A 26811-nucleotide genomic window follows, 5' to 3' on the forward strand; every position below is an offset into this window, starting at 1 on the left:
ACGTCGAAGACGATCGTCGCGGTGAACAAGGACGAGGAGGCGCCGATCTTCGAGATCGCCGACTTCGGCATCGTGGGTGACCTGTTCACGGTCGCGCCGCAGCTGCAGGAGGAAGTGGCCAAGCGCAGGAGCTGACGCGCCTCCTGCTGCTCGAAACGGTCAGCCGTCGTCGGGGGTGTGACGGGGGTAGCCGGTGACGGTGACCCGCTGCATGCTCCGGCCCTGTGCGGGTAAGCCGTCCCCCATGACCGATCCCCGCACGCCGTCGCGCCCCCGGGGCGGCCCCACGTCCGGTTCCGAACCGTCGAGCAGCGAGGTGACGGCGGGGCCGGAGTCCGACCTCGTGTCGGTCCGGCCCTTCGCCGTCGACCCGCGCTTCCTCCCGGTCCTGCGGCCGTTCGGCGTCACGGCCGACTCGGGGGCGTACGTCGAGCTGGACCGGGAGCTGTTCCGGGTCCGATTCGGCCCGTGGACGCTGACGACGCCGGTGCGCAACCTGGCCGGTGCGCAGCTCACCGGACCGTTCAGCGCGCCGAAGGTGATCGGTCCGCACCTGTCCCTCGCCGACCGCGGCGCGACGTTCGGTACCAACACCGAGCGCGGGGTGTGCGTCCGGTTCCACCTCCCGGTGACCGGTCTCGACCCGCTCGGGATCCTCCGGCACCCGGGGGTGACCGTCACCGTCGGGGATCCGGAGGGGCTGGCCGCCGCCGTCGAACGGGTCGCCGCGGCGACCCGGATCTCGACGCGCCGGCGGGCGGACCCGACACCGCAGCCCGGACCGGTCCGCCGGATCGGCGCGGTTCTGAGGTACCCGGTGGGCCTGGCGACGAGCGGTCTGCGTTACCTGCGTTCCCTGCCCGGAGTGCAGCGCACCGAGACCGGGGGTGACGCGGGTGACCTGCCGCCCGCGCTGCCCGACGGTGCCCTCGACGCCCACCTGAAGACGATCGGGGAGGGCGCCGGCCCGCTGCTGCACCGCACGTTCCGGATCCGGATCCGGAACGCCGACCTGGACGCCGCGCAGCTGATGGACCGGATCTGTGCCGACCTGGACCGTGCCGCGCCGTCGGAGGTGGTCTCGTTCCGCAAGCTGCGGGGCGGTCTCGGCGACGTCGTGCCCGGTGACGAGTACGTCGTCCGGATGCCGGCGCCGTGGTCGGGCCCGGTGCGGGTGCTCTCCCGTGGGCCGACGTCGTTCCGGTTCGCGACGCTGGCCGGGCATCTCGAGGCGGGGCAGATCGAGTTCGGTGCCCGCGACGTCGGAGACGTGCTGGAGTTCGGCATCGAGAGCTGGTCACGCCCGGGCGACCGGGCCGCTGCGATCGTCTTCGACACGCTCGGTGTCGGCAAGGAGATCCAGCTGTACATGTGGACCCAGTTCTGCCTGACCGCCCGCGTCCTCGCCGGTGGTTCGGCGGACGGGCCGGTGCGGGTCGTCACGCGGCGCAGCGAGTGGCCCCCGCCGGAGACGGCGGGCTGACCGTGTCCGGGCGCCCGGACCGGCAGCATCCACCCCGCACCCACGCCCGCACCCTCGACGAACTCCAGCGGCTCCGACCGGCGGCCGGGCCCGATCGGACGCGCGGTCGGACTGGTCAGCGCGACTCGATCCGGCCGACCGGGCTGCCCGCGAACTCCGCGGCCGCCCTCGTCCAGGAGTCGTCGGCGGGGTCGAGTGCGCTGTGCAGGTAGGCGGTGCCGAGCGTCTGCACGGCGGCGACCCGGCCGGGGTCGGCGTCGGTGGTCTCGGCGGCGTCGTAGCCGGGGATGCCGCCGAGGGAGTGCTCGGCGCCGTACAGCGTGAGCAGGCTCTTGCCGGGCGGGGCGAGCCGGTACGGGTCGGCGGACCAGCCGGGGCCGACGGTGGTGAGGGGGCTGGAGTCGGCGTCACCCATGACGACGAGCGCGGGGGAGCGCATCGCGGAGAAGTCGACGTCGAGCCAGGGCAGCTGCTCGATCACGCCGGGTGCGAGGGCGTCCCCACCGCGGCCGGCGGTGGCGAGCAGCACCCCGGCGCGCACCTGCGGTCCGGGCAGGTCGACGGGTGGCTCGGCGGGTTCGCCGGTCCTCGGGTCGAGCACCCGCAGCCCGAGCAGGATGCCCGCGGTCTGACCGCCGAAGGAGTGCCCGGCGGCGACGACCCGGTCCCGGTCGAGTCGGCCGCGTACCTCGGGCACCGCCTGTTCGATCTCGTCGAGCCCGTCGAGTACCCGGACCGCGTCCCGGACCCGGTGCCGCCACAGGTCCGGTCGCCGCGGATCGTCGGGCGCGAGGCCGACCGTGCGCGAGTCGAGGAACTCGGGCTGGAGCACGACGAACCCGTGCGCCGCCCAGTGGTCGGTCAGCGGGCCGTAGGCGTGCAGCGACGAGCCGAAGCCGTGCGCGAACAGCAGCACCGGCGCCGGTCCGGTTCCGCCCGCCGGGGCGGAGACCCGCAGCCGCAGGTCGGGCCGACGGCCGCGGACGGGGAGCGTGACGGGTGCGACGGACACGACCGGGGCGGTGGGAGCAGGCACGGAGACCTCCGGATTCATAGAACGACTGTCCTAGCAATAGTTGGTAGAACGACTGTGCTAGAAAGTCAAGGACGTCGTACGCGGAGGTGGGGCACGCGATGGTGGGACGGCCGGTGGACCACCGGCGGCGGGCCGAGCTGCTCGACGCCGCGGTCGACCACGCGTCGGAGCAGGTCTTCGCCGAGCTGTCGTGGCGTTCGGTGGCCGCGGCGCTGGGCGTGTCCTCGACGACGCTGGTCCACCACTTCGGGACCAAGGAGCAGATGCTCGACGCGATCCTGGGGCGGTTGCGCGAGCGGGTCGCCCTCGTCACCGCCGGGATGGCGGGCGACGGGGCGGACCTGGCGACCGCGGCGCGGGCGGCGTGGAGGTGGTGCTCGGACCCGCGGCAGGAGGCGACGTTCCGGCTGTTCTTCGCCGTGTACGGCCGGGCGGTGCAGTCCCCGCAGGACTACGCCGAATTCCTCGACCGGATGGGGGCGGAGTGGACGGCCTCGCTGTGCGCGGCGCAGGGGCCCGGCGTCGATCCGGCGGTCGCCGCGGTCCGCGCGACGCTGGTGACGGCGACCCTCCGCGGACTGCTGGTCGACCTCCTCGCGGGGGGTGACCGGGCACGGGTGCAGCGGGCGGCCGAGCTCTTCCTCGACGGGCTGGCCGGCTCCGGCTGACCGCCGTGTCGGCGTCCCCCGTACGTCCGGCGCGCGCTCTCGGCGCCGCCACAGCAGCGCCACGGCACCGCTGCCCTCACCGCCGGTCCTCGGTGCCGGTGCGGGCGCCGGCGTCCGGCGTGGTCGAGCAACGTCCGGACCCCGGAGCCGGCGGGGGTCGGCTCCGCCGCGCGCGGCGGCGCAGGACGGCGCGGACCGCCGCCCCCGCGACCGCGAGGAGCAGGGCCGCGAGCAGGACGTTCGCCGTCACCTGCTGCGCCGCGACGAGCCGGGCCGCGGTCGTCGAGCCCCGGGCGAGCAGGCGCCCCAGGGTGAACGTGACGAGCCCCCAGGTGGCGGCCACCGGGATGCTGACCGCCGCGAACCGGTGGTACGGCAGGACACGGCTCGTGACGCGGGGGACCAGGGTGCGGACCACCGCGAACCACTGGCCGAGCGCCACTGCGAGCACGGGGCGTCGCTCGGCGAGCCGGAGGACCCGTGCCGCTGCGGCCGGCATGCCGCGCCCGCTCCGCAGAGCCGCCGGGCCGCCCCGTCGTGCTCGCCAGTAGCCCAGGCTCGGTCCGACGGCGCCGGCGACGGCGGCGGTGGCACCCGCGGCGACACCGGGCACCGCGCCGGTCCCGGCCAGGACGCCCAGCCCGACGGTCACGCTGATGCCGGGCAGCACGACACCGACCAGCAGGCCCGACTCCGCGACCAGGGCCATGGCGGCGACGAGGAGCAGGCCCGCCCCGAGGCTGCCCGCGAGTGCCGCCATCCCGTCGACGATCACGGGATCTCGCGACTCCCCGGTCGCCGACCCCCGTCGCCCCCCAGCATCCGGTCGGACGCCAACAGGGCCGACGGCCCGCCCGGTGCGCGACCACCCCACTGTGCGGCGGGACCCGGCGGACCCGGCGGGGACGGCCGGAGGGCCCGCGCGACCGCCGGCCCGGCCCCGGATCCCGGTGGCCCCCGGCCCCGGCGCGGCGGGACCTGGGCCCACGCCACGGATGCCGGCGCCGTCGAGGGGGACGACGCACCGCCTAATCGATAACGACATCCGGTACTGTCAGGGCGTGGCCCCTCCCTCCTTCGGCGTCATGCTGTTCACCCACCGCTTCCCCGGGCAGAGTGCGACCGAGGTGTTCGCGCTGGCCGCGGACGTCGCGCAGGCGGCCGAGGCGCACGGGTTCGCGTCGGTGTGGACCACCGAGCACCACTTCCTGACCGGCTACGGAATCAACCCCTCCGCGACGACGCTGGCCGCGTTCCTGCTCGGCCGCACCCGGCGGGTGCGGGTCGGCACGGCCGTGACGATCCTGCCGACGCACCCGCCGGTGCACGTCGCGGAGCAGGCGGCGTTGCTCGACCAGCTCTCCGGCGGCCGGTTCGATCTCGGCGTCGGCCGGGCCGGTCCGGTGGTGGACCACGAGGTCCTCGGCACCGGCATCGAGCGGTGGCGCACCGGGTTGCCCGAGGCGCTCCGCCTCGTCCTCGACTCCTTCACCGGGCGGGTGTCCGCCGACTCCGAGCACTACCGGTTCCGCGAGGTGGCGCCCGGCCCGGAGCCCTACACGCGTCCGCACCCGCCGGTGCACGTGGCCGCGACCTCGGCCACCGGGGTGGAGCTCGCCGCCCGGCACGGCCTGCCGATGCTGTTCTTCTTCTCCCAGACCGCCGACGAGCAGGCGCGGTTGGTCGCCGAGTACGAGCAGCTCACCGCGGCGCGGCCGGCGCACGGCACCGCGGTCCTGGCCCACGTCACCGACTCGGTCGCCGAGGCCGAACGGGTCGTCCACGAGCGGCTGGCGCCGGTGTTCGCCTCCGGCTACGCCGAGTACGTGATGGTCGAGGAGTACCGCGGCCCGCGGCCCACCCCCGACGAGCTGGCCGCGGGCATCCTCGCCCGCCAGCCGATCGGGCCGCCCGAGCTGTGTGTCCGCCGGCTCGTCGACCTGGTCCGGGGGAGCGGGGCCGGGCGGGTGCTGCTGCACGTCGAGTCCTCCGGCGAGCGCGACGCGGTGCTCGCCAACGTGGAACGCCTCGCGACCGAGGTGCTGCCCGCCGTCCGGAAGGAACTGGAGAACCCGTGAACGACACCTACGACGTGGTGGTCGTCGGCGGTGGGCCCGCGGGCCTGTCGGCGACCCTCGTGCTCGGCCGCCAGCGGCGCCGCGTCCTGCTCGTCGACGCCGGCGAGCCGCGCAACGCCCCGGCCGCCGAGATGCACATGTACCTCGGCCGCGACGGTGCGGACCCGGCGCAGCTGCTCGCCGACGGCCGCGCCGAGGTCGACGCCTACCCGACGGTGACCCGCCGGGCGGGCCGGGTCACCGGCGTGCGCGGCGCCCTCGACGACTTCACCCTCGACCTCGACGACGGCACCGCCGCGCGGGCGCGGCGGCTGCTGCTGGCCGGCGGCCAGGTCGACGAGCCGCTCGACGTGCCCGGGCTGGCGCAGCGGTGGGGCGTCTCGGTGTTCCACTGCCCGTTCTGCCACGGCTACGAGACCACCGGCATGGCGCTCGTGGTGATCGGCAACGGCCTGGCCGGGATGCTCGCCGCCTACGTGCGGGACCGGTTCAGCGACGACGTCGTCCTCGCCACCCACGGCCCCGCCGAGCTGCCCGGCTGGGTCGCGGCGAACCTGGAGGCGCGCGGGGTGCGGGTCGTGGAGTCCCCGATCACGGCGATCGAAGGAGACCTGGGGGCGCTCGAGCTGCGCTTCGCCGACGGCACCACCCTCGCCCGCGACGGCGTCTACCACCGCGCCCCGACCCGCCCCGGCACCGCGCTGGCCGGGAGCCTCGGCGCCACCGTGCTCGACGACGGCGCGATCGCCGTCGACGAGTGCGGCCGGACCTCGGTCCCGGGGGTCTCCGCCGCCGGCGACGCGGCCCGTCAGCCCGGCCTGCCCGACGGAGTGACGCTGGTGAGCGTGGGCGCCGGGAACGGCGTCGCCGCGGCGGTGTGGCTGGAGCAGGAGCTGTTCCGGACCGGCCTACCGGTCGCCCCCGGGCAGGGGTGAGCCCGCCGGGCGCCCCGGGTGCGCACCCGGGGCACCCTGGTCAGTACCGCAGCTCGTCCACCGAGGGGTCGGCGGACAGCCGGGCGGCCGTCGTCACCGGGTCGAGCACCTCGGCGGCCCGGCCGAGACCGGGCGGGACCCGGCCCGCCAGCACGTCGGTGACGGCGAGCGCGGTGAACGCGCCGGTCAGGGCGAGCGAGTCGGTGGACCGCAGCAGTGTCCGGCGGGCGCCGTCGGCGTAGCGCGCCGAGGCGAGCAGCGTGATGGCGACGCCGTGCGCGGCCACGTCGGCGTCGGCGGCGGCGATGACGGCGTCGACGTGCGCCAGCGGGTCCCCCGACGCCCAGGCCGACGCGAGGGTGTCCGGCAGACCCGGCCCCGGGAACACCGAGTAGGCCCGCAGCTGCGACACACCGGTGTCCGCGGCCAGGCGCTGCGCCTCGGCGGTGAGCAGCGGCACGGCGTGCACCGGACCGTCGAAGCCCGGCAGCGAGACCGCGGGCTGCACCGCCAGCGCGGCCTCGACCGGGCCGCCGTCGCGCCACAGCGCCCGGGACAGCCCGTAGCGGGGCGGGACACTCAGCAGCACGTCCGCCGCCGCGGCCGGGGTCAGCCGGTCGGCGCCACCGACGTAGAGGTCCAGCCGCCGGGCCCCCGGCGGGAGCAGGCGCGGCAGGAGCCCCGACAGCCCGGGCACCACCCCCGTGCCCAGCACGACCGAGCGGTCGCCGGTCGGGATCGGGTCCAGGTCGCCGGCCGGGTCGACGAGGTGGGCCCCCGCGGCGAGCGCCGCCGCCAGCACGACCGGGGTGAGCCGCAGCGACGGTCCCGCGCACTGCACGACGACGGCCGCGCCGGCGCAGAACCCGGCCAGGGCCTCGGCGTCACCCGCGTCGACCGGCACGGCCTCGGCCCCGAGCGCGGCCGCCGGTGCGGCGAGCGCGCCGGCGTCGCGGGCCCCGAGCCGCAGGCGCACCCGGCCCGTCGCGGCGAGCCGTCGCGCCGCGGCCCGCCCGGTCGCCCCCGAGGCGCCCAGCACGGCGACGAGCGGACGGGGGGCCCGGGCCATCAGGAGGCCCGCCCGGCCGCCGCCACCCCGGCGACCGTCGGGTCGGCGAGGAAGGCCCGTACCGGCACCGGGTGGTCCAGCTCCGCGGCGAGGCGGGCCAGCACCCGGATCGCGAGCAGCGAGTCGCCGCCCGCGGTGAAGAAGTGCACGGTGCGGTCCAGCACCGGGACCTCCAGGAAGTCCTCGAACACCTCGGCCACCGCCTGCTCCGCGCCGTCCGCGGGCGGGCCGGGAGCGTGCGTGCGACCGGTCCGGGGCAGCGCGCCGATGCGCAGCCCCTCCCCGGGGACGGGGTCGAGGGCCTCGGGCAGCTCCGGCACGGCGTCCCAGCCGGGTCCGTCGGCCAGCGCCGTCGCGAGCTCGACCAGCTCGGCGAACGCGGCCGTCACCTCGTCGTCGACGAACAGCTCCGCGACCAGGGAGAACACCAGGACGAGGTGCTCGTCGATCTCGAAGCAGCGGGTCTCCAGCGCCACCTGCGGGGTGCGCAGGTGGTGGGTGTAGTCCCCGGCGCGCACCCTGCCCAGCGGTCCGGCCTCGCTCGGCAGCGGGCTGCCCATCGCGGCGTCCATCCCGATCGTGGACTGGAACACCACCGGTGCCACCGGGCGGTGGGTCCCGCGCCGGCGCCCGACCTCCCGGGCCACCTCGACGCCCGGGACGAGCGCGTGCGCGGCGTGCTCGGCGAAGGTCCGCTGCACGGATCGGGCCAGCTCGGCGAACGACGCCCCGGTCTCCGGGACCACCGGCAGCAGCATGGTGGTGGCGAAGCCGCCGATCATGCGGTGCACGTCCGGGTGCAGCGGCAGGCGTCCGGTCTGCAGGGAGTTGAGCAGCATCCGCCGGTGTCCCGACCAGCGGGCCAGCACGACGGAGAACGCCGTGAGCAGCGCCGTCGCCGGGGTGACCCGCTGGTCGCGGCAGGCCGCGCGCAGCGCCGCCCAGCGGGCCGGGTTCAGCCGGAACTCGCGGTGCTGCATGACCGTGGGGGTGACCTCCTGCGGGTCGACGACCAGCGGCAGCGCGGGCGGGGCGGGCAGCGCGTCGATCCGCTCCCACCACCAGTCGCGGTCGGCGCTCCGGCCGCGGGTTCCGCGCAGCGCCCCGACCGCCTCGACGTAGTCGCCGGGGTCGATCTCCAGGGGGTCGAGCACCGCGTTCCAGTCCTGGGCGAGTGCCAGCAGCTCACGGGTGAGCACGCCGGCCGACCAGCCGTCGAACAGCAGCAGGCTGAACGCGCCGTGCAGCAGACCGGCGTCGCCGGGCAGCAGCGTCAGCCGGATGTCCAGGCCGGGGCCGGACACCGGGTCGGGCCCGCTGACGTTCATCAGGTCCCGCAGCGCGGCGAGCCGGGCGTCGATCTCCTCCGGTGCGGCGTCGCGCAGGTCCAGCACGGTCGGGGCCGGCAGTGCCCCCGGCGCCCCGGTGGGCAGCACGTACTGGCGGCCGTCGGCGTCGACCCGGGCGCGCAGGCCGGGCTGGCGCCGGGCCAGCCGCTCCAGGGCGTCGGTGAGGGCCTCCGCCGCCTCGTCGCCGTCGATGCCGTCGAGGGGGTAGTCGACGTAGTAGTGCGCCGAGGCGTAGGACAGCTCCCAGCCGTCCTGTTGGCCGACGAAGTAGCCCTGCTGCAGCGGCAGCAGCGCGAACGGGGCGTGCGGGTCGGCGCGCCGGCGGGTGATCGCGGGCAGTGATTCGGCCGTGGGATCGCTCACCCGATCGGCGACGAGTGCGGCGATCTCGCCGACGGTGGTGTCGACCCGGACCTCGGCCAGGCCGAGTGCGACGCCGAGGCGCTGCCGGATCAGCGCCGACATGCGCACCGCCAGTACCGAGTCACCGCCCAGGACGAGGAAGCCCACGTCGTCGGGGATCTCGGCGGGTGGCAGGTCGAGCAGCTCGGACCAGACGGTCGTGATCTCGGCGGTGTGGTCGGCGGTCGGTGGGGCGGTCATACCGGGAGACGGTAGACGATATTGACAATCAGACTCAATAAGGCGAGAGTCGCTGCGGCGCCGCGCCGGTCACCCACCCGTGTCACACGTGCGCCTCCGCCCCGAACCCCCGCACCCGGAAGGGACAACCGCATGACGGTCCGGCTCGACGACGTCCTCGCCTGCCTCGCGGAGGTGCTGGACCGGCCCGACCAGCTCCCACCGGACGTGCCGCTGACCGAGCTGGGCCTCGACTCCTTCACCGCGGTACGGCTGCGCCGGCGGCTGCGCGAGGAGACCGGTCTCAGCCTGCCGCTGCCCGACTTCCTCGGGGGCGCGACCGCACGCACGGTGGCCGCCACACCCGCCGGGGAGCCCGCTCCCGCGGCGGACCCGCAGGCCGCCGCGACCGCCGCACCGGCGTCGCCGCCGGACGGCACCCCGTTCCCGCTGACCGCCGTGCAGAGCGCCTACCTGGTCGGCCGGGACCCGGCCTTCCCGCTCGGCGGGGTCGCGACCTTCTGGTACCAGGAGTTCGACCGGGTGCCCGACGGCGACCCGCTCGCCGACCTCGACCGTCTCGCGGCCGCGTGGGACGTCCTCGTGCGCCGGCACCCGATGCTGCGCATGGTCGTCGGCGACGACGGCCGCCAGCGCGTGCTCCCCGAGGTCCCCGCGACGCGGATCGCCACCGCCGACCTGCGCACCGACCCCGACCCGGACGCGCGGCTGGGCGCGCTGCACGAGGAGTGCTCGCACCAGGTGCGCGAGCCCGGGACGTGGCCGCTGCACGACCTGCGGGCCGCGCTGCTCCCGGACGGGCGCACCCGCCTGCACATCGGCATCGACGTGCTCGCGCTCGACCTCACGAGCTGGATGGTGCTGATGCGGGAGTGGGGCGAGGTCGTCGCCGACCCCGACGTCGCGCTGCCGCCACTGCCGACGACCTTCGCGGCCCTCACCGCGCGGACGACCACCGACCCCGCCGAGCGGGCGCGCCGCGACCGCGACCGCGCCTACTGGGCGGACCGCGCACCGCTGCCCGCCGGACCCGCCCTGCCGTGGACGGGGCTGCCGTGGACCGACCCGCCCGCCGACCCGGCACCCCGGATGACCCGGCACACCGCCGTCCTCGACGCCGACGCGTGGAGCCGGCTGCGCGCCGCCGCGGCCCGGCACGGGCTCAGCCCGACCGGCGCGCTGCTCGCCGCGTTCGCGTTCGTGCTCCACCGCTTCGGCGCCGAGGAGCCCTTCGCCCTCAACACCACCCTGTTCGACCGCGACGACGTCGCCGCCGGTGACGACACCCCGGGCCTGGACCGGGTGGTCGGCGACTTCACCAGCACCGTGCTGGTCGCCGTCGAGCCGCCGGACCTGCGCACCCGGGACGGCTTCGCCGGGTTCGCCGAGCGCGTCAACCGGCGGTTCTGGGCGGACCTGGAGCACCGCTCGGTGCCGGGGGTCGAGGTCACCGCGGGGACCGCGGGTCCGCGCGACCCGCGCACCGGGCTGCCCGCCCCCGCGCACCCGGTGGTGTTCACCAGCGGGCTCGGGCTCACCGGGGACGGCCCGGCGGCCACGGACTGGCTGGGGGAGGAGGTCTGCGGGATCTCCCAGACCCCGCAGGTGCTGCTCGACCACATCGTCCACGACGCGGGCGGCGTGCTCCGGGTGCACTGGGACCTGCGGGCGGGCACCCTGCCCGACGGATTCGTGCCCGGGCTGCGCGACGCCCACCGCACGCTGCTGTGCCGGCTCGCCGACGAGCCCGGCGCCTGGACCGACCCCACGCTGGGGCACGACCCGTCGACGGCCGCGGCCGAACCGGTCGGGCCGAACCCGTTCACCGCCCACGGCCCGCTCCTCGACGACCCGTGGCGCGCCGCGGTCCGGCCGGGCCGCCCCGCGCTGCTCGACGCCCGCGGCTGCGTCGCCACCGACGTGCTCGCCGCCCGCGCGGACCGCACCGGCGCCGCGCTCGCCGGCCTCGGTGCCGGGCCGGGCGAGCTGGTCGCGGTCTGCGTGGACAAGGGGACCGCGCAGGTCACCGCCCTGCTCGGGGTCCTCGCGAGCGGCGCGGGCTACGTCCCGGTCGAACCGTCGTGGCCCGCCGCGCGGATCGCCTCCGTCTGTGCCCGCGCAGGACTGCGGCACGCACTCGTCGCCCCCGGGGACACCACCGTGTGGCCCGACGGGGTGCGCACCCACGTCCTCGACGCCGACGGGGTCCTCCACGGCACCGCCGCGACCCCGCGCCGCCCCGACCCCGGCGACCTCGCCTACGCGATCTTCACCTCCGGGTCGACCGGCACCCCGAAGGGCGTCGGGATCGCCCACCGCGCCGCCCGCACCACCCTCGACGACCTCGAGTCCCGCTACCCGCTGCGCGCGGACGACCGGGTGCTCGCGCTGTCGGCGTACAGCTTCGACCTGTCGGTCTACGACGTCTTCTCGGTGCTCGGCGCCGGCGGCGGGGTCGTGCTGCCCGACGCCGACCGGCAGCGCGACCCCGGCCACTGGCTGGACCTCATGGCGGCCCACCGCGTGACCGTGTGGAACACCGCGCCCGCGCTGCTGGAGATGCTCGTCGAGTACGCCGAGATCGAGCCCGACGCGACGCGGCGCGCGCTGGCGTCGCTGCGCCAGGTCTTCCTGTCCGCCGACTGGATCCCGGTGACCCTGCCCGACCGGCTGCGCGCACTCGCCCCGCAGGCACGGGTGGTCGGGCTCGGCGGCGCCACCGAGGCGTCGATCTGGTCGATCTCCTACCCGGTCGACGAGGTCGACCCGGCCTGGCCGAGCATCCCCTACGGCCGCGCACTGGGCGGCCAGAGCTTCCACGTCCTCGACCCCGACGACGGCAGTCCCTGCCCGGTGGGGCGGCCGGGGGAGCTGTTCATCGGCGGCGACGGGCTCGCCGAGGGCTACGTCGGCGACCCCGACCAGACCGCGGCCCGCTTCGCCGTGCACCCGACCACCGGCACCCGCCTCTACCGGACCGGCGACCTCGGACGGTGGCGCCCGGACGGCACCATCGAGTTCCTCGGCCGCACCGACCGGCAGGTGAAGATCCGCGGCCACCGGATCGAGCTGGGGGAGCTGGAGGCGACCCTGGACCGGCTGCCCGCGGTCCGCCACGCCGTCGCGCGGGCGGTCCGCGGCCCGGACGACCGGCCCCGGCTCGTCGCGTTCGTGGTGCCCGCGGACCCGGCGACCCCGCCCGGCGACGGCGAGCTGGCCGCCGCGCTGCGCGCGGCGCTGCCGCCGTACATGGTGCCCAACCGCTTCGTCGTGCTGGCGGAGCTGCCGATCACCGCCAACGGCAAGGTCGACCACGGGGCCCTGCCGAACCCGTTCGCGGCCCGGTCCGGGCCGGCCGCCCCGGTGCCCACGACCGCCCCGGTGCCCACGACCGCTCCGGTGCCCCCGGTCTCCGCGACCACGGCTCCGGTCGCGTCCCCGGCCGCGGCGGCCGGATCCGCCACCCCCGCCGCCGCCCCCGCCCCCGTGGCACCGGCGCCCGCGGCCCCGCCGACCGGGGCGGAACCGGCCGTGGCCACCGCGGCGGGCGGTCGGGCGCACGCGGCCCCCGGATGGCCCGCGGTCCCGCCGCAGGGCATCGAGCTGCGGCTCACCGTCGGGTGCGACGGCATCGGTCCCGTCGACGCGCTCGCCGTCGCCGCACCGTGGGTGCAGCGGCTGCGCGCCGAGCTCCACACCCACGGCGCGACCGTCGCCGAACGGACACCCGCCGAGGGGCTCGTCGAGCTCGTGGTGACGGCCCCGGCCCTGTCCACCGCCCCGGCCCCGGCGACCCCGACGCCGGCGACCCCGGCCGCGCCTCCCGCACCGGCCTCCCCGCCCGCGGCCACGGGAGCCCCGGACCCGCTCGTCGAGCGGACCGTCGCGCGGGTGTTCAGCGACCTGCTCGGCGGCCCGGTCGAGGTGGGCACCCCGTTCTTCCAGCTCGGCGCGTCCTCGCTGACCCTGGTCCTGGCCCACCGCAGGCTCGTCGAGCTGGACCCGCAGCTCACCGTCGTCGACCTGTTCGCCCACCCCACCGTCCGCGACCTCGCCCGGCACCTCACCGCGACCCCGACCCCAACCGCGACCCCGACCGCGACCCCGACGGCGCCGACCGGGGCCGGCGCACCCCCACCGGTGCCGGACCCACCGGCCCCGGAGCCCGGCGGCGGCCGCGCCGCCGGACGCCGCGCCGCCCGCGCCCGCGCCGTGGCGGTGGCCGGATGAGCGACACGCACGAGCCCGTCGCCGTCGTCGGCATGGCGTGCCGGTTCCCCGGGGCCGACGACCTCGACGCCTTCTGGCAGCTGCTCGTCGACGGCCGCGAGGGCCTCACCCGGGTCGACCCGGGCGCCGTGCCGCGCGCCCTGCGCGAGCGGCCCGGCTACGTCCCCGTCGCCGGGATCCTCACCGACCAGGACCGCTTCGACCCGGCCCCGTTCGGGCTGACCGGGGCCGAGGCCGACCTGCTCGACCCCCAGCAGCGCCTGTTCCTCCAGACCGCCTGGCACGCCCTGGACCACGCCGGGCACGGCGGTGTCCGGGACGCCGGTGCGGTCGGGGTGTTCGCCGGGTCGATGCAGTCGAGCTACCTGGCCTCCAACCTCGCCGACCGGTGGGACCCCACCGGCGCGGGCCCGGACCCGCTCGGGAGCCTCGCCACCGCCATGGCGACCCAGCCGGACTACCTGCCGTTGCAGACGGCCTTCCGGCTGGGTCTGTCCGGGCCGGCCGTGGCGGTGTCGACGAGCTGCTCGACCTCGCTGGTCGCGGTGCACCTGGCCGTGCAGTCGCTGCTGAGCGGGGAGTCCGACACCGCGCTCGCCGGTGGGGTGTCGCTGATCGTGCCGCAGGGCCGCGGCTACGTGCACGTGCCCGGCGGGATCTTCTCCGCCGACGGACACGTGCGGCCCTTCGGCGCCGCGGGCAGCGGGATCGTCTACACCCAGGGCGTCGGCGTCGTGGCGCTGCGCAGGCTGTCCGACGCGCTCGCGTCCGGCGACGTGGTCCACGCCGTCGTGCACGGCACCGCGGTCAACAACGACGGCGCCGACAAGGCCGGGTTCACCGCGCCGTCGGTACGCGGCCAGGCCCGGGTCGTCGCCGAGGCGCTCGCCGTCGCCGGGCTCGGCCCCGCCGACGTCGGACTGGTCGAGGCGCACGGCACCGCGACACCGCTCGGCGACCCGGTCGAGGTCACCGCGCTGCGCCGGGTGCTCGGCGACGCCGGTGAGCCGTGCGCGCTCGGCTCGGTGAAGGGCAACATCGGCCACACCAACTCCGCGGCGGGCGTCGCGTCGCTGATCAAGGCCGTGCTGGCGGTGGCGCACCGGAGGGTCCCCGCCACGCTGCACGCGGAACCGGCGAACCCGGCGCTGCGCCTGGACGGGTCCCGCTTCCGGCTTCCCGCGGTCTCCGCGCCGTGGACCGGACCCGTGCACGCCGGTGTCAGCTCGTTCGGCATCGGCGGCACCAACGCCCACGTCGTCCTCGGTCCGGCCCCGCAGCGGGCCCCGGCCGCCGACGACCCCCGGCCGCAGCTGCTGTGCGTGTCCGCCGCGACCGCCGAGGCCGCCCGGGCGACCGCCGCGCGGGTGGCCGCCGTCCTGAGCCCGGGCACGTCCGGGGTGGGGGCCGCCGACGCCGCGCACACCCTCGCCCGCGGGCGGCTCGCGCTGCCCCACCGGGTCACCGGCGTCGGGCCCGCCGCGCTGGCCGCGGCCGCACCGGTCCACGCCGGCACCCCCCGCCTGGTGTTCGCCCTCCCCGGCGCCGGCAGCTCCCGGCCGGGGATGGCGGCCGGGCTGCACCGCGACGAACCGGTCTTCGCCGCCGCGTTCGACGAGGCCGCCGCGCTGCTCGCCCCGCACCTGGGTGCCGACGTCACCGACGCGCTGGACCCCGACGGGCCCGCCGACCGGGTCGCCGACCCCGCGTTCGGGCTGCCCGCGCTGTTCGCGGTCTCGGTCGGTGCGGCCCGGCTGCTGCAGAGCTGGGGTGCCCACCCGGACGCGCTGGTCGGGCACAGCCTCGGCGAGTGCGTCGCCGCCACCGTGGGCGGTGCGCTCGCGCTGCCCGACGCCGCCCGGCTCGTCGCGGCCCGCTGCCTCGCCGCGTCCCGCGCCGCGGGCGGCGGAGCGATGCTCGCGGTCGGCCTGTCCGAGGACGCGCTCGTGGCCCGGCTGCCCGGCGCGCTGGACCTCGCCGTGGTCAACGGCCCGTCGGCGTGCGTGGTGTCCGGCCCCGCCGCGGACGTGGCCGCGTTCGCCGCCGCCCTCGCCGCCGACGGCGTCGCCCACGCGCCGCTCGCCGTGTCCGCCGCCATGCACTCCCGGGCGATGGACGCCGAGCAGTCCGGACTGGAGGCCGCGCTCGCCGGACTGGCCGGCACCGCGCCGCGGATCCCGGTCGCGAGCACCGTCACCGGCCGGCTCGCGGGCGCCGAGCTGGGCACCGCACGGCACTGGGCCGAGCAGCTGCGCCGCCCGGTGCGGTTCGCCGACGCCCTGGCGGCCGCCGTCGGGGAGGGGCCCGCCGTCGTCGTCGAGGTGGGGCCGGGCACCGCGCTGTCCCGGCTCGCCGCCGGGGCGGCGGGGGTCGTCGCGACCGTGCCGCTCCTCGACGCCGGTCCGGGCGACGCCGGTCCGGGCGGCAGCGGGTCGGACGACACCGGGCCGCACGAGACCGGGCCGGACGACACCGCCGCGGCCCGCGCCGCGCTGGGACGGCTGTGGGCACACGGCGTCCCGGTCGACCCGGGCGCCCCGGCCGGGTCCGGACGCCGCCGCGTCGTGCTGCCCGGCTACGCCTTCACCCGGTCCCGGCACTGGATCGACCCGCCCGAGCCGGCCACCGGCACCGCCCCCGACGAACCGCTGCAGATCCTCACCTGGGAGCCGGTCCCCCCGGTGACCGGCCGGCCGGACGGCGGATGGACCGTGCTCGGTGACGGCCCGCTCGCCGACACCCTGCGGGAGCGGCTCACCCCCGGCCCGGACGTCATCGTCGTCGGCCCGGACCCGGGCGCCGACCCCGCGACGGCCGTGGCCGGGTTCGGGGCCCGCGCCGCCGACCTGTCCGACGACGACGCGCCGCGGCTGCTGCTGGTGACCCGCGGCGGCGCCCGGATCGCCGCCGACGGCCCGGCCGACCCCGCCGCGGCCGCACTGCGCGCGCTGCCGCGGGTGCTCGGCCAGGAACGGCCCGGCCTGGCCTGGGCCACCACCGACCTCGGCGCCGATCCCGACCCCACCGCCCTCGACGCCGACGCCGACGCCGACGCCGACACCGGTGCCGGGTCGGGTTCCGGGACCGACCGGGAGGCCGGGCTCGTCCTGGCCGAGGCCGCCGCCCTGGCCGCCGGTGGCGCCGGTGCGGTGACCGCCTGGCGCGGCGGCACCCGCTGGCGGCTCGCCCTGCGCGGCTGGGACGCCGAACCGGACCACACGGCCGCCGCTCCCGCACCGGGGACGGCGGTCGTCATCGGCGGCGCGGGCGCGGTCGGGCAGGTCGTCGCCCGGCGCCTCGCCGCGGCCGGGCACCGCGTGGTCGTCACCTCCCGCACCGGGCGGGACGGCACCCGCGCCGTCGACGCCACCGACCCCGCCGCGACGACGGCCCTGCTCACCGAGCTGGCCGCCGACGGGCCGCTGTCGGTCGTCGTCCACGCGGCCGGGGTGCTCGCCGGTGCCGAGCTGGACCCGCTCCGCGAGCTCGACGCCGGCCGGGTCCGCGCCCAGCTCGACGCCAAGCTCGGCGGTGCCCTGGCCCTGCACCGGGCGGTCACGGCGCTGCCCGCCGACCGGCGCCCGTCCCGCGTGCTGCTGATGTCCTCGGTCGCGACGCTGCTCGGCGGCGTCGGCACCGGGGCCTACGCCGCCGCCAACGCCGCGCTCGCCGCCGTCGCCGGGCCGGGATGGCAGGCCGTGCACTGGGACGGCTGGAGCGTCGGGACGGGCGCGACCGCCTCGGCCGCGCTCGACGCGACCACCGGCGGCGACGCGCTCGACCGGGTGCTCGCCCTGCCCGCCGTCGACGAGCTGGCGGTCACCGCCTCGCCGCTGGCGCCCCGGATCGCCGCGGCCGGTCGGCCCCGGGCCGCGTCCGCACCCACGGGTCCCGCCCTCGACGGCGTCGAGGGGGAGGTCGCGGCGCTGTGGGGCGAGCTGTTCGGCACCCCGGTCACCGACCCGCAGGACGACTTCTTCGCCCTCGGCGGGCACTCGCTGCTCGCGACGCGGATGCTCGCGGCCCTGCACGACCGCCACGGCGTCGGGCTCGCCCTGCGCGACCTGCTCGCCGCCCCGACCGTCGCCGGGCTGGCCGCCCTGCTGACCGGGGGAGCGGCCGCCCCCACGGCCCCGGACCCGGTCGCGGCGGGGCAGGACGGTGTCGCCGACGACGGGACGTTCCCGATGACCCGGGTCCAGCACGCCTACCGGGTCGGTCGCGACGGCGGCTACGACGACGGCGGTGTCCCCTGCTACTTCTACCTGGAGTACGACGCGGACGGGCTCGACGTGCCGCGGCTGGAGGCCGCCTGGAACGTCGTCGTCGCCCGGCACCCCATGCTGCGCGCGGTCGCCACCGCCGACGGCCGGTTCCGCGTCCTCGACGACGTCCCGCACTACCGGATCCGGGTGCACGACCTCACCGGCGCCGGCCCGGAGCGGCGGGAGTCCCGGCTCGCGTCGCTGCGCGAGCGGATCTCGACGCGGCCCGGCCCGCCGGACCGCTGGCCCCTGGCGACGATCCAGGCGGCCCTGCTCCCCGCGGGCCGGGTACGGATCCTGATCGGCGTCGACGTGCTGGTGTGCGACGCCGCGTCCTGGTGGATCGTCGAGGACGAGTGGCGGGCCGCCTACGCCGACGCCGCCGACCCGCAGGCGCCGCCGTCGCTGCCCCCGCCGCCCCGCACCCACCCGGCGGCGTGCACCGCCGCACTGGCCGCGCGTACCGCCGGACCGGAGGGCCGTGCCGCCGCGGACTGGTGGCGCGGACGGCCGGTCCCCGGTCCGCCCGCGCTCCCGGTCCGCACGCCGGCGTCGCCGGGCGGACGGCCGCCGCGGTTCCGCCGCCGGGTCCACCGGATCGCCCCGGAGGACCACGAGGCCCTGCGCGCGCAGGCCGCCCGCCACCGCGTCACACCGACCGCGGTGCTGCTCACCGCGTTCACCGACGTGCTCGCCGAGTGGGCGGGTACGGGCGGGTTCGGCGTGCTCCTCACGCTCTTCGACCGCCCGCCGGGCACCGCGGGCGTCGTCGGGGACTTCACCTCACTGGTCCTGCACAGCACGCCGGAGACCCCGCACCCGGTGTTCGCCGAGCGCGCCGCCGCCACCCAGGCCCGGCTGTTCGACGAGCTCGACCACCGCGCGGCCTCCGCGCTCGACGTGCTGGCCGAACGCTCGGCCCGCACCGGTGCGGTGTGCCGGGTGCCGGTGGTGTTCACCAGCGCGCTCGGCCTCGACGACGGCCGGTCCCCGGAGTGGCTCGGCGAGCAGGTCGCCGCGCTGTCCTCCACCCCGCAGGTGTGGCTGGACCACCAGGTCGTCGAGGTCGCGGGCGAGCTGCGGCTGCAGTGGGACGGCCCCGAGGGCGTCCTGCCCGACGACGAGCTGGACGCCGTCACCGCCCGGCACGCCGAGCGGGTACGCCTGCTGGCCACCGACCCGGCGGCCTGGGGCCCGTCCCCCGCCCCCGACCCGGCGGCCCCGGCCCCTCCTCCGGTACCTGCCCCGGTGGCGACGGTGCGTGCGGACGCGGCCGACGCGGTGATCCCGCTGCGCGGCGGGGACGACCCGGACCGGCCCGCGATCGTGCTCGTCCACCCCTCCGGCGGAGACGTGCTCTGCTACGTCGAGCTCTCCCGGATGATCGACCGCCGGTTCGACGTGCTCGCCGTCGCCGACCCCCACCTGTCGCTCCCGGCACCCCACCCCGACGCGCCGGAGACGGTGCCCGCCCTCGCGGCCGCCCACCTGGCCGCGCTGCGCGCCGCCGGACGGCGCGGCCCGTGGCTGCTGGGCGGCTGGTCGATGGGCGGCACGCTCGCCCAGGAGATGGCCGTCCAGCTGACGGCGGCGGGGGAGTCCGTCCCGCTCCTGGTCATGGTCGACTCCAACGACCCGGCGCACATCCGACCGGTTCCCGGCACCGGGACCGGGCTCGACCGCGCCGTCGCCGTCCGGCACCTGCGGGCGCTGGAGGCCTACCTCGGGGCGGACCTCGACGCCGACGGGCTCACCGGCCCCGGCGCCCCGCCCGACCTCGTCGCGGCCGTCGCGGACCGGCTGCGCGACCACGGCCTGCTGGGCCGGGCCGAACCGGACGCGGCCGTCCTCGGGCGACTCGCGGTGACGGCACGGCACCTGCGGGCGCTGGCCGCCCACCGGGCGCAGCGACTCGACGCCACCGGCACCGCGACCGTCCTGGTCCGCGCCGAGCGGCGGGCGCCCCGCAACTCCGGCATCGGCATGGGCGTCGACGACACCCCACCCGGTGCCGGGCCCGACCTCGGCTGGTCGGCGCACCTCGCCGGCCCGCTGCAGACCGTCGGCGTCGACGCCCACCACTACGGCGTGCTGCACCGGCCCGCCCTCCCCGACGTCGGCGCCGCGATCGACGCGGCGCTGCTCGCACTCCTGGAACGGATCGCATGAGACGACTGCTCGCCGCGGGCCTGCTGGCCTGCGCCCTCCTCGCCGGCTGCGCGGCCCCGGCACCCACCGCCGCCGGTCCGGCGGACACGGTCCGCTACGTCGCCCCCGGCTCCGGCGGGGCTGCCGTGGACGACCCGCACGGGATGCTGCCCGCCGAGAGCGACATCGTGCGGATGGCACTGACCTACGACGTGCTCACCGTCCCCGGCGACGACGGCTCCCCGCAGCCCCGGCTGGCGACGTCGTGGACCCCGGACCCCACCCTGACCCGCTGGACCGTCCGCCTGCGCGACGACGCCGTGTTCGCGACCGGCGCGAAGGTCCGGGCCGCGGACGCGCTGTTCTCGCTGCGCCGGATGGCGTCGAAGTCGGCGGAGAACTTCGGCCGGACGGCGATGTTCGACCTCGCCGCCTCGCGCGCCACCGACGACACCACCCTCACGCTGGTCACCCGCGCGCCCTACGCCGAGGTCGGGACCGCGCTGATGGGCGCCACCTTCGTGGTGCCTGAGGGCAGCACCGACTTCACCTCCGGCCTCGTCCCGGGCTCCGGACCGTTCCGGCCGGTCCGCTCCGACGCCCAGACCACCGTGTTCGAACGCAACGACGCCTGGTGGGGGCCGCGCCCGCCGAGCCGGGTGATCGAGGTCCGGGCACTGGCCGACCCGCAGGCCCGGGCCCAGGCCGTGCTGTCCGGCGAGGCCGACCTCGCCGGCAGCGTCCCGCCCACCGCCGCCGACCAGGGGGCCGCTGCCGGGCTGAGCGTCGTCCGCAAGCCCGGCGCGACGATGTACCCGCTGGTCATGCGCACCGACACGGCGCCCTTCTCCGACCCGCGGGTCCGCGAGGCGATCCGGCTCGGCGTCGACCGGCGCCAGCTGCTCGACGCCGTGTTCGGCGGCAAGGGGCTGCTGGGCAACGACCTGATCACCCCCACCGACCCGAGCAGCCCGCGCGACCTCCCGCAGATCGAGCGCGACGTGCCCCGCGCCCGCGCGCTGATGGCGCAGGCCGGCCTGGCCGGCGGCGTCGACGTCACGCTGCACACCACCACCGCCTATCCGGGCATGGACACCGCGGCGACCCTGCTGTCCCAGCAGCTCGCCGAGATCGGGGTGCGGGCACGCATCGAGGTCGGCCCGCCGGACACCTACTTCAGCACCGTCTACGGCGCCGAGCCGTTCTACGTCAGCTTCCTCGGCGGCATCCCCTTCCTCGACGTCGTGCGGGTGGCGCTGACCCCCGGTTCGCCGACCAACGAGACCGCCTGGGCGGACCCGTCGTGGAACGCCCGGCTCGCCACCGCGCTGGCCGAGCCGGACACCGAGCGGCGCCGCGCCGGGCTCGGTGCCCTGCAGACCCGCCTGCGCGACGAGGGCGGCTACCTCGTGTGGGGCGTCGGTGACCGGCTCGACCTCGCCGCGCCCGGGGTGACCGGGGTGTCCCCGGCGATCGGGTTCGGCGCCGGCTTCCTCGACCGGGTGCACCGCGACCGATGACCGACGTCCGACCCGGCCGGGCGCCGGGCCGCAGGCGGGCGGTGACCCGTGCGGCGGCCCGCGCCGTCCTGCGGGCCGCCGGGCTGCTCGCCGGGTCCGCGGTGGTGGTCTCCGCCGCCACCGCGGCCCTGCCCGCCGACGCCGTGACGGTCCGGGCGGGCGGCCGGGTCGACCCGGCCGCGCTCGCGGAGCTGCGCGCCGCGGCGGGCCTGGACCGGCCGTGGCCCGCCCGGTTCCCGACCTGGGTCGCCGGCCTGCTCACCGGGGATCCCGGACGGTCGCTGGTCAGCGGCCGTCCGGTCGCCGACCTCGTCGCCGGACGGGCCGGGACCACCGCCGTGCTGGTGGTCGCGGCCCTGGTCGTGGCCGTGCCGCTCGCCGCGCTGCTCGCCCGCCGGCGCGGCGCCGCCGTCGCCGCGGTCGGTTCCGCGGTGCCCCCGGTCGTGGTCGCGGTCGGGCTCGCGACGCTGCTGTCCGGCGTCCTGGGCTGGGTCCCGCCGGTGTCGCTGCTGCCGCCCGGTGAGCCCGCCTGGGCCCGGCCCGACCTGCTCGTCCTGCCCGTCCTCGCGCTGGCGCTGCCGTCGGGCGCGTTCGCCGCGGGCCAGCTGCGCGGGGTCGTCGAGGACGTCGCGGCCCGGCCGTTCGTGCGCGACGCCGTGCTGCGCGGGGTCCCCGCGCCGGTCGTGGCCCTGCGCTACGCCGGCCCCTTCGTCGCGGCCCCCGCCCTGCGGGTGCTCGCGGTGACCGCGGGCTCGCTGGTCGCGGGCAGCACCGTCGTCGAGACGCTGTTCGGGGTCGCCGGGCTCGGGGAGCTGCTCGTGGGCGCCGTCGCCACCCGTGACCTGCCGGTGGTCTCGGCGGTGGCGCTGCTCGCCGCGTCCGTGGTGGTCGCGGGGATGCTGGTCGCCGACCTCGTCGCCGCCGCGGTGGGCCGCCCGTGAGGCGCGCCGTGCTCCTGCCCGGCGGGCTGCTGCTCGGCCTGCTGGTCGCGCTGCCCGTCGCGGGTCCGCTCGCCGGTGGCGACCCGCTGCGGGTCGTCGCCGCGCCGTGGTCCCCGCCGCGGCCCGGCCTGCCGTGGGGCGCCGACGTCCTGGGCCGCGACGTGCTCGCCCGGGTGCTCGACGGCGGCACCGGACCGGTCACGACGGCGGTGGCCGCCGCCCTGCTCGCCACGTCGATCGGCACCGCCGGAGGGCTGTGGGTGGGGTGGACCGGCGGGCGCCGCGCGCGCGCCCTCACCGCGCTGAGCGACCTGCTGGTCGCGGTGCCGCTGCTGCTGCTCGTCCTGGTCGCCGCGGTGACGCTGCCCGGGCCGGCCGCGGTGGTCGTCGGCACCGTCGTCGGCGGCGCGCCGCTCACCGTCCGGGTCGTCGCCGACGCCACCGCCCGGGCCCGCACCGCGGGCCACGTCGAGGCCGCACTCGTCCACGGCGAACGCCCGGTCGCGGTGCTGGTCCGCGAGGTGCTGCCCGCGCACGCACCCCTGGTGGCCGCCGACCTCGCCGGCCGCGCCGTGCTCGCGCTGCAGCTGGCCGCGGCCACCTCGGTGCTCGGGTTCGGCCCGCCGCCGCCGGCCCCGGACTGGGCGGTGATGCTGCGGGAGAACCTGCCCGGGCTGACGGTGAACCCGGCCGCGGTGCTCGCACCGGCCGTCGCGCTCGGCGCCGTCGCGACGGTGCTGGCCGTGGTGTCGCTGCGGCTCGTGCCCGCACACGCCGGTACGACGCGGGTCCCCGGCGGTCCGGTGCCGCCCGGCCCCGGGCTCACCGTGCGCGGGCTGCGCGTCCTCGACCACGACGGGCGCGTCGTCCTCGACGGCCCCGACCTCGACGCGCACCCCGGGGAGGTGGTCGCCGTCGTCGGCTCGTCGGGGAGCGGCAAGACCACGCTGCTGCACGCGGTCCTGGGCACCCTGCCGGGGGGCCTGCGCGCCGTCTCGGGCGGTGTCGGCTGGGACGGCGCTGCGCTGCCCCGGAGGCGCGCCTGGCGACGACGCACACTCGGGCTGCTGGGGCAGGACCCGGCGCTGCACCCGCTGCGCGACGCCCGGGCCCAGCTGCCCGTCCCCGACCCGGACGCGGCGCTGCGCGCGGTCGGCCTCGACCCGGCGGCCGTCGGGGGGCTGCGGCCCGACCGGCTCTCCGGGGGCCAGGCCCGCCGGGTCGCGCTCGCGAGGGCGCTGGCCGGCGACCCCGCCCTGCTCGTGCTCGACGAGCCCACCGCGGGCCTCGACCCCGCCGCGACCGCCGTCGTCGTCGCGCTGCTGCGCGCCCGCGGCGGCGTCACCCTCGTCGTCACCCACGACCCGGCCGTCGCCGCGGTCGCCGACCGGGTCGTGCGGGTGGGCGCCCCCGCGCCGCCGCCGTCCCCGGCCGGTCCGCCGCCGTCCGGGGACGGAACACCGCCGTCGCCCACCACGGCGCCGGTCCTCGACGCGCGCCACGTCACCACGGCCGTCCCCGGCGCCGCCGCGGACGTGGACGTGCCCGTGCGGCCCGGCGGGCTGACCGTGGTCACCGGGCCGTCCGGCTGCGGCAAGACCACCCTGCTCCGGGCACTGGCCGGGGTGCGGCCGGTCACCGGGGGCACCCTCGCACTGGCCGGTGCCGCCACACCGTGGCCGGTACGCGGCCGCACCCCGGGCGTCGTCGCGCTGGTCGGGCAGCACCCCGTCCACGAGCTCAACCCGGCCCGCACCGCGGGGGCCGCCGTCGCCCGCCCGCTGCGCCGGCTGCACGGCCTGTCCGCCGCCGACGCCCGCGCCGAGGCGGTCCGGCTGCTGGGCGCCCTCGGCCTGCCGCCCGAGGTCGCCGGACGGCGGCCGGCGGCGCTGTCGGGCGGGCAGCGGCAACGGGTCGCGCTGGCCAGGGCGCTGGCCGTGCGCCCCGCGGTACTGCTCGCCGACGAGCCCACCGCCGCACTGGACGCGGCGACCACGGCCGCCGTCCTGGACCTGCTCGACGCCGCCCGCGCCGACGGCCTCGCCGTGCTCGCCACCACCCACGACCGCGACCTCGCCGAGCGCGCCGACCACGTCGTCGACCTCACCCCACCCGCCCCGACCCCGCCACTCCGACCGAGAGGAACCGCCCGGTGCGCACCGAACCCACCGCCGACCCGACCCACCCCTGGATCGCGCGCATCACCCGGGGCGAGGACCTGACCCGGGTCGTCGTCGACCCGGCCGCGCTCGTCCCGCCGGACGGCGCCCTCGTCGTCGAGCACCGCGAGCACTGGAGCGAGGTCTACGACTGGACCTACTCCGACCCGTCGCCACTGGCCGGGTGGCGGGCCTCGGGGACAGGCGCGCCGCTGCCCGCCGCGCACATGGGGGAGTGGGCCGACCGCACCGCCGAGCTGGTGCTCGCCGCGCGCCCCCGCCGGGTGCTGGAGCTGGGCTGCGGCACCGGGATGCTGCTGGAGCGGATCGCCCCGCACGTCGACGCCTACGTCGGCACCGACATCGCGGGCGAGGTCGTCGACCGCCACCGCGCCATCGCCGCGCCCGGGGTGGGGGTCGTGCGGGCCGCCGCGCACGAGGCCCGCTCGGCCGCCGTGCAGGAGGCGCTCGGCGGGCGGGCACCGGACTGCGTGGTGATCAACTCGGTGACGCAGTGCTTCCCCGACCTCGCCTACCTGACCGAGGTGCTCCGCACCGCGACCGCGGTCGTCGCGGCCGGGGGGACGGTCGTCGTCGGCGACGTGCGGCACGCGGGCCTGCACCTGCGGCACTGGCGGGAGACCGTCACCGCCACCGAGCCCGCCCTCGACGACGACACCCTGGCGCGCACCGTCGCCGACCGCGCCGCGGCGGACCGCGAGCTGCTGGTCGACCCGGCCGCCCTCGCCGCCGCGGCCCTCGCGGGCGGGCGCCGGATCGCCGTCGCCGTGCACGCCAAGACCCTCACCGACGACACCGAGCTCTCGCGCCACCGGTTCGACGCCGTCCTGCACGTCGACGCAGACCCCGGTCCGGTCCCGCAGGTCCTGGACTGGACCGGCGACCCGCTGGCCGGGACGGAGCCGGTCGTGATCCGCGGCATCCCCAACGCGCTGCTGTGTCCCGGCCCGCACGCGGTCACCGCGGCCCGGCTGCGCACCGACCTCGCCGGTCACGACGCCGCCGTCCTGCTCGACCCGGACGACCCCGAGCTGCTGGCGGTCGCCCGGCCCGCCGCCGCGGCCGCCCGGCCCGCCGCCGGGCCGGCCGGCCCGGGCCGGGCCCACGAGCCGTTCCCCGCGTTCGTGCGGAGCCGGGTCGGGCCGCTCGCGCGGCGGCTCACCGGCACCGACGCGACGGTCCTGCTGCCCGTCGTCGGGCCGGACGACGTCGCCGCGGCCGACGCCGCCGGCCGGGCCGCGCTGCCCGGCGGCGGCCCGGCCGGCGACGCGGGCCCCGCCGACGCGGGCCCCGCCGACGCGGGCCCCGCCGACGCGGTCGCCCGGCTCGACGCCGTCGCGCTGCACGCCATGGCCTCGGTGCTCGACGCGGGGGACCCGGAGGTCGCCCCGCGGCACGCGTGGCTGGTGCGGCGGTGGCGGGCCGAGCTCGCCGCGCACGGCGACCCCGGGCCGCAGCCGGACGGCGCGCTGCACGCGGCCTGCACCGACCTGGGCTACCCGCCCGCGATGGTCGAGTTCTTCGCCGCCGCCACGGCCCACCTGCCCGGCCTGCTGCGCGACGAGGTGCCGCTGCAGGCGCTGCTGTTCCCCGACGGCGAGATCGCCACCGCCCTGGCGAGCTACCAGGACAACACGGTCAACACCTACCTCAACGGGGCGCTGGCCCACCTCACCGCGACCACCGCACGGACCCGGGCGGAGCCGCTGCGCGTCCTGGAGCTGGGCGGCGGCGTCGGCGGCAGCACCCGCGCCGTCCTCGACGGCCTGGGGGAGGCGCCGGTCGACTACCTGTTCACCGACGTCTCCCGGTTCTTCCTCGACCTGGCCGCGACCCGGTTCCCCGGGGTGCGGACCGCGCTGCTCGACGTCACCACCGACCTGGCCGCCCACGACGGCCGCCACGACCTCGTCGTCGCGGCGAACGTCCTGCACAACGCCGTCGACGTCCGCGCGACGCTCGCCGCCGTCCGCGGGGTGCTGGCCCCCGGCGGGGTGCTCGCCCTGGTCGAGTCGACCCGCGAGCACCTCCCGGCGCTGGTGTCGATGCAGTTCCTCATGTCCGCGCGTCCGGGCACGGCCGCCGCCGGCAGCGGGGACCTGCGCGCCGGCACCGACCGGATCTTCCTGACCGAGCGGCAGTGGTGGGCCGAGCTCGCCGCCGCCGGTCTGCGGCCGGTCGCGGCGCTGCCCCGCGGAACGGACGACCTGCGGGTGCTGGGGCAGCAGCTGCTCCTGGCGACGCCGTGAGCCCGCCGCCCGGCCCGGCGTGCCGGGCGGCGGACGGTGCGGAGCGGGACGGGGGCC

At 78.2% G+C, this 26811-nt stretch carries 14 protein-coding genes and 1 pseudogene; 11 read left to right on the plus strand and 4 right to left on the minus strand.

What is annotated here, in order from left to right; genetic code table 11:
• Nucleotides 1-135 (plus strand): annotated as a pseudogene (locus WHI96_RS23405) (electron transfer flavoprotein subunit alpha/FixB family protein); the annotation flags it as partial.
• A gap of 109 nt (nucleotides 136-244) precedes the next feature.
• Nucleotides 245-1483 carry a DUF1990 domain-containing protein gene (locus tag WHI96_RS23410; RefSeq protein ID WP_345653426.1) on the plus strand — a complete coding sequence of 413 codons (1239 nt, stop codon included), beginning with the start codon at nucleotides 245-247 and terminating at the stop codon, nucleotides 1481-1483.
• A gap of 115 nt (nucleotides 1484-1598) precedes the next feature.
• Here WHI96_RS23410 and WHI96_RS23415 read toward each other — a convergent pair whose 3' ends face one another.
• Nucleotides 1599-2519, minus strand: a complete 921-nt coding sequence (locus WHI96_RS23415; protein ID WP_345653423.1) for an alpha/beta hydrolase family protein — start codon at nucleotides 2517-2519, stop codon at nucleotides 1599-1601.
• Between the two features lie 98 nt (nucleotides 2520-2617).
• Here WHI96_RS23415 and WHI96_RS23420 point away from each other — a divergent pair, with 98 nt between their 5' ends.
• The gene (locus tag WHI96_RS23420) at nucleotides 2618-3187 is read left to right on the plus strand and encodes a TetR/AcrR family transcriptional regulator (RefSeq protein WP_345653420.1); all 570 of its coding nucleotides are present in this window, start codon (nucleotides 2618-2620) and stop codon (nucleotides 3185-3187) included.
• Between the two features lie 76 nt (nucleotides 3188-3263).
• On the opposite strand, the gene WHI96_RS23425 is transcribed toward WHI96_RS23420, so the two are convergent.
• A complete protein-coding gene (locus WHI96_RS23425) occupies nucleotides 3264-3947 on the minus strand; it encodes a DedA family protein (RefSeq protein ID WP_345653417.1) in 684 nt (227 codons plus the stop codon).
• A gap of 301 nt (nucleotides 3948-4248) precedes the next feature.
• Between WHI96_RS23425 and WHI96_RS23430 the strand changes: the two genes are divergently transcribed.
• On the plus strand, nucleotides 4249-5265 hold the full coding sequence (locus WHI96_RS23430) for an LLM class flavin-dependent oxidoreductase (RefSeq protein WP_345653414.1): 1017 nt from the start codon (nucleotides 4249-4251) through the stop codon (nucleotides 5263-5265).
• Nucleotides 5262-6200, plus strand: coding sequence for an NAD(P)/FAD-dependent oxidoreductase (locus WHI96_RS23435; RefSeq protein WP_345653411.1), 939 nt, complete (start codon nucleotides 5262-5264; stop codon nucleotides 6198-6200). The genes WHI96_RS23430 and WHI96_RS23435 overlap by 4 nt, the downstream gene beginning before the upstream one ends.
• A gap of 40 nt (nucleotides 6201-6240) precedes the next feature.
• Here WHI96_RS23435 and WHI96_RS23440 read toward each other — a convergent pair whose 3' ends face one another.
• Both WHI96_RS23440 and WHI96_RS23445 read right to left on the minus strand, forming a co-directional pair.
• The gene (locus tag WHI96_RS23440) at nucleotides 6241-7269 is read right to left on the minus strand and encodes a saccharopine dehydrogenase NADP-binding domain-containing protein (RefSeq protein WP_345653408.1); all 1029 of its coding nucleotides are present in this window, start codon (nucleotides 7267-7269) and stop codon (nucleotides 6241-6243) included.
• Nucleotides 7269-9221, minus strand: coding sequence for a phosphopantetheine-binding protein (locus tag WHI96_RS23445; protein ID WP_345653405.1), 1953 nt, complete (start codon nucleotides 9219-9221; stop codon nucleotides 7269-7271). Before WHI96_RS23445 ends, WHI96_RS23440 begins: the two co-directional genes overlap by 1 nt.
• Nucleotides 9222-9353: 132 nt before the next feature.
• On the opposite strand from WHI96_RS23445, the gene WHI96_RS23450 reads away from it, so the two are divergent.
• The 6 genes from WHI96_RS23450 to WHI96_RS23475 are packed head-to-tail and all read left to right on the plus strand — an operon-like array spanning nucleotide 9354 to nucleotide 26754.
• A complete protein-coding gene (locus WHI96_RS23450) occupies nucleotides 9354-13451 on the plus strand; it encodes a non-ribosomal peptide synthetase (RefSeq protein ID WP_345653400.1) in 4098 nt (1365 codons plus the stop codon).
• Nucleotides 13448-19885, plus strand: a complete 6438-nt coding sequence (locus tag WHI96_RS23455) for an SDR family NAD(P)-dependent oxidoreductase (protein ID WP_345653397.1) — start codon at nucleotides 13448-13450, stop codon at nucleotides 19883-19885. Before WHI96_RS23450 ends, WHI96_RS23455 begins: the two co-directional genes overlap by 4 nt.
• On the plus strand, nucleotides 19882-21384 hold the full coding sequence (locus WHI96_RS23460) for an ABC transporter substrate-binding protein (RefSeq protein WP_345653394.1): 1503 nt from the start codon (nucleotides 19882-19884) through the stop codon (nucleotides 21382-21384). Before WHI96_RS23455 ends, WHI96_RS23460 begins: the two co-directional genes overlap by 4 nt.
• On the plus strand, nucleotides 21381-22325 hold the full coding sequence (locus WHI96_RS23465) for an ABC transporter permease subunit (protein ID WP_345653391.1): 945 nt from the start codon (nucleotides 21381-21383) through the stop codon (nucleotides 22323-22325). Before WHI96_RS23460 ends, WHI96_RS23465 begins: the two co-directional genes overlap by 4 nt.
• Nucleotides 22322-24547 carry an ATP-binding cassette domain-containing protein gene (locus WHI96_RS23470; protein WP_345653388.1) on the plus strand — a complete coding sequence of 742 codons (2226 nt, stop codon included), beginning with the start codon at nucleotides 22322-22324 and terminating at the stop codon, nucleotides 24545-24547. Before WHI96_RS23465 ends, WHI96_RS23470 begins: the two co-directional genes overlap by 4 nt.
• Complete coding sequence (locus WHI96_RS23475; protein ID WP_349302443.1) at nucleotides 24478-26754, plus strand: class I SAM-dependent methyltransferase; 2277 nt, start codon at nucleotides 24478-24480, stop codon at nucleotides 26752-26754. The genes WHI96_RS23470 and WHI96_RS23475 overlap by 70 nt, the downstream gene beginning before the upstream one ends.
• Nucleotides 26755-26811: the final 57 nt, after the last annotated feature.

Source organism: Pseudonocardia tropica (genome assembly GCF_040105315.1).
GTDB classification, from domain to species: Bacteria; Actinomycetota; Actinomycetes; order Mycobacteriales; family Pseudonocardiaceae; genus Pseudonocardia; species Pseudonocardia alni.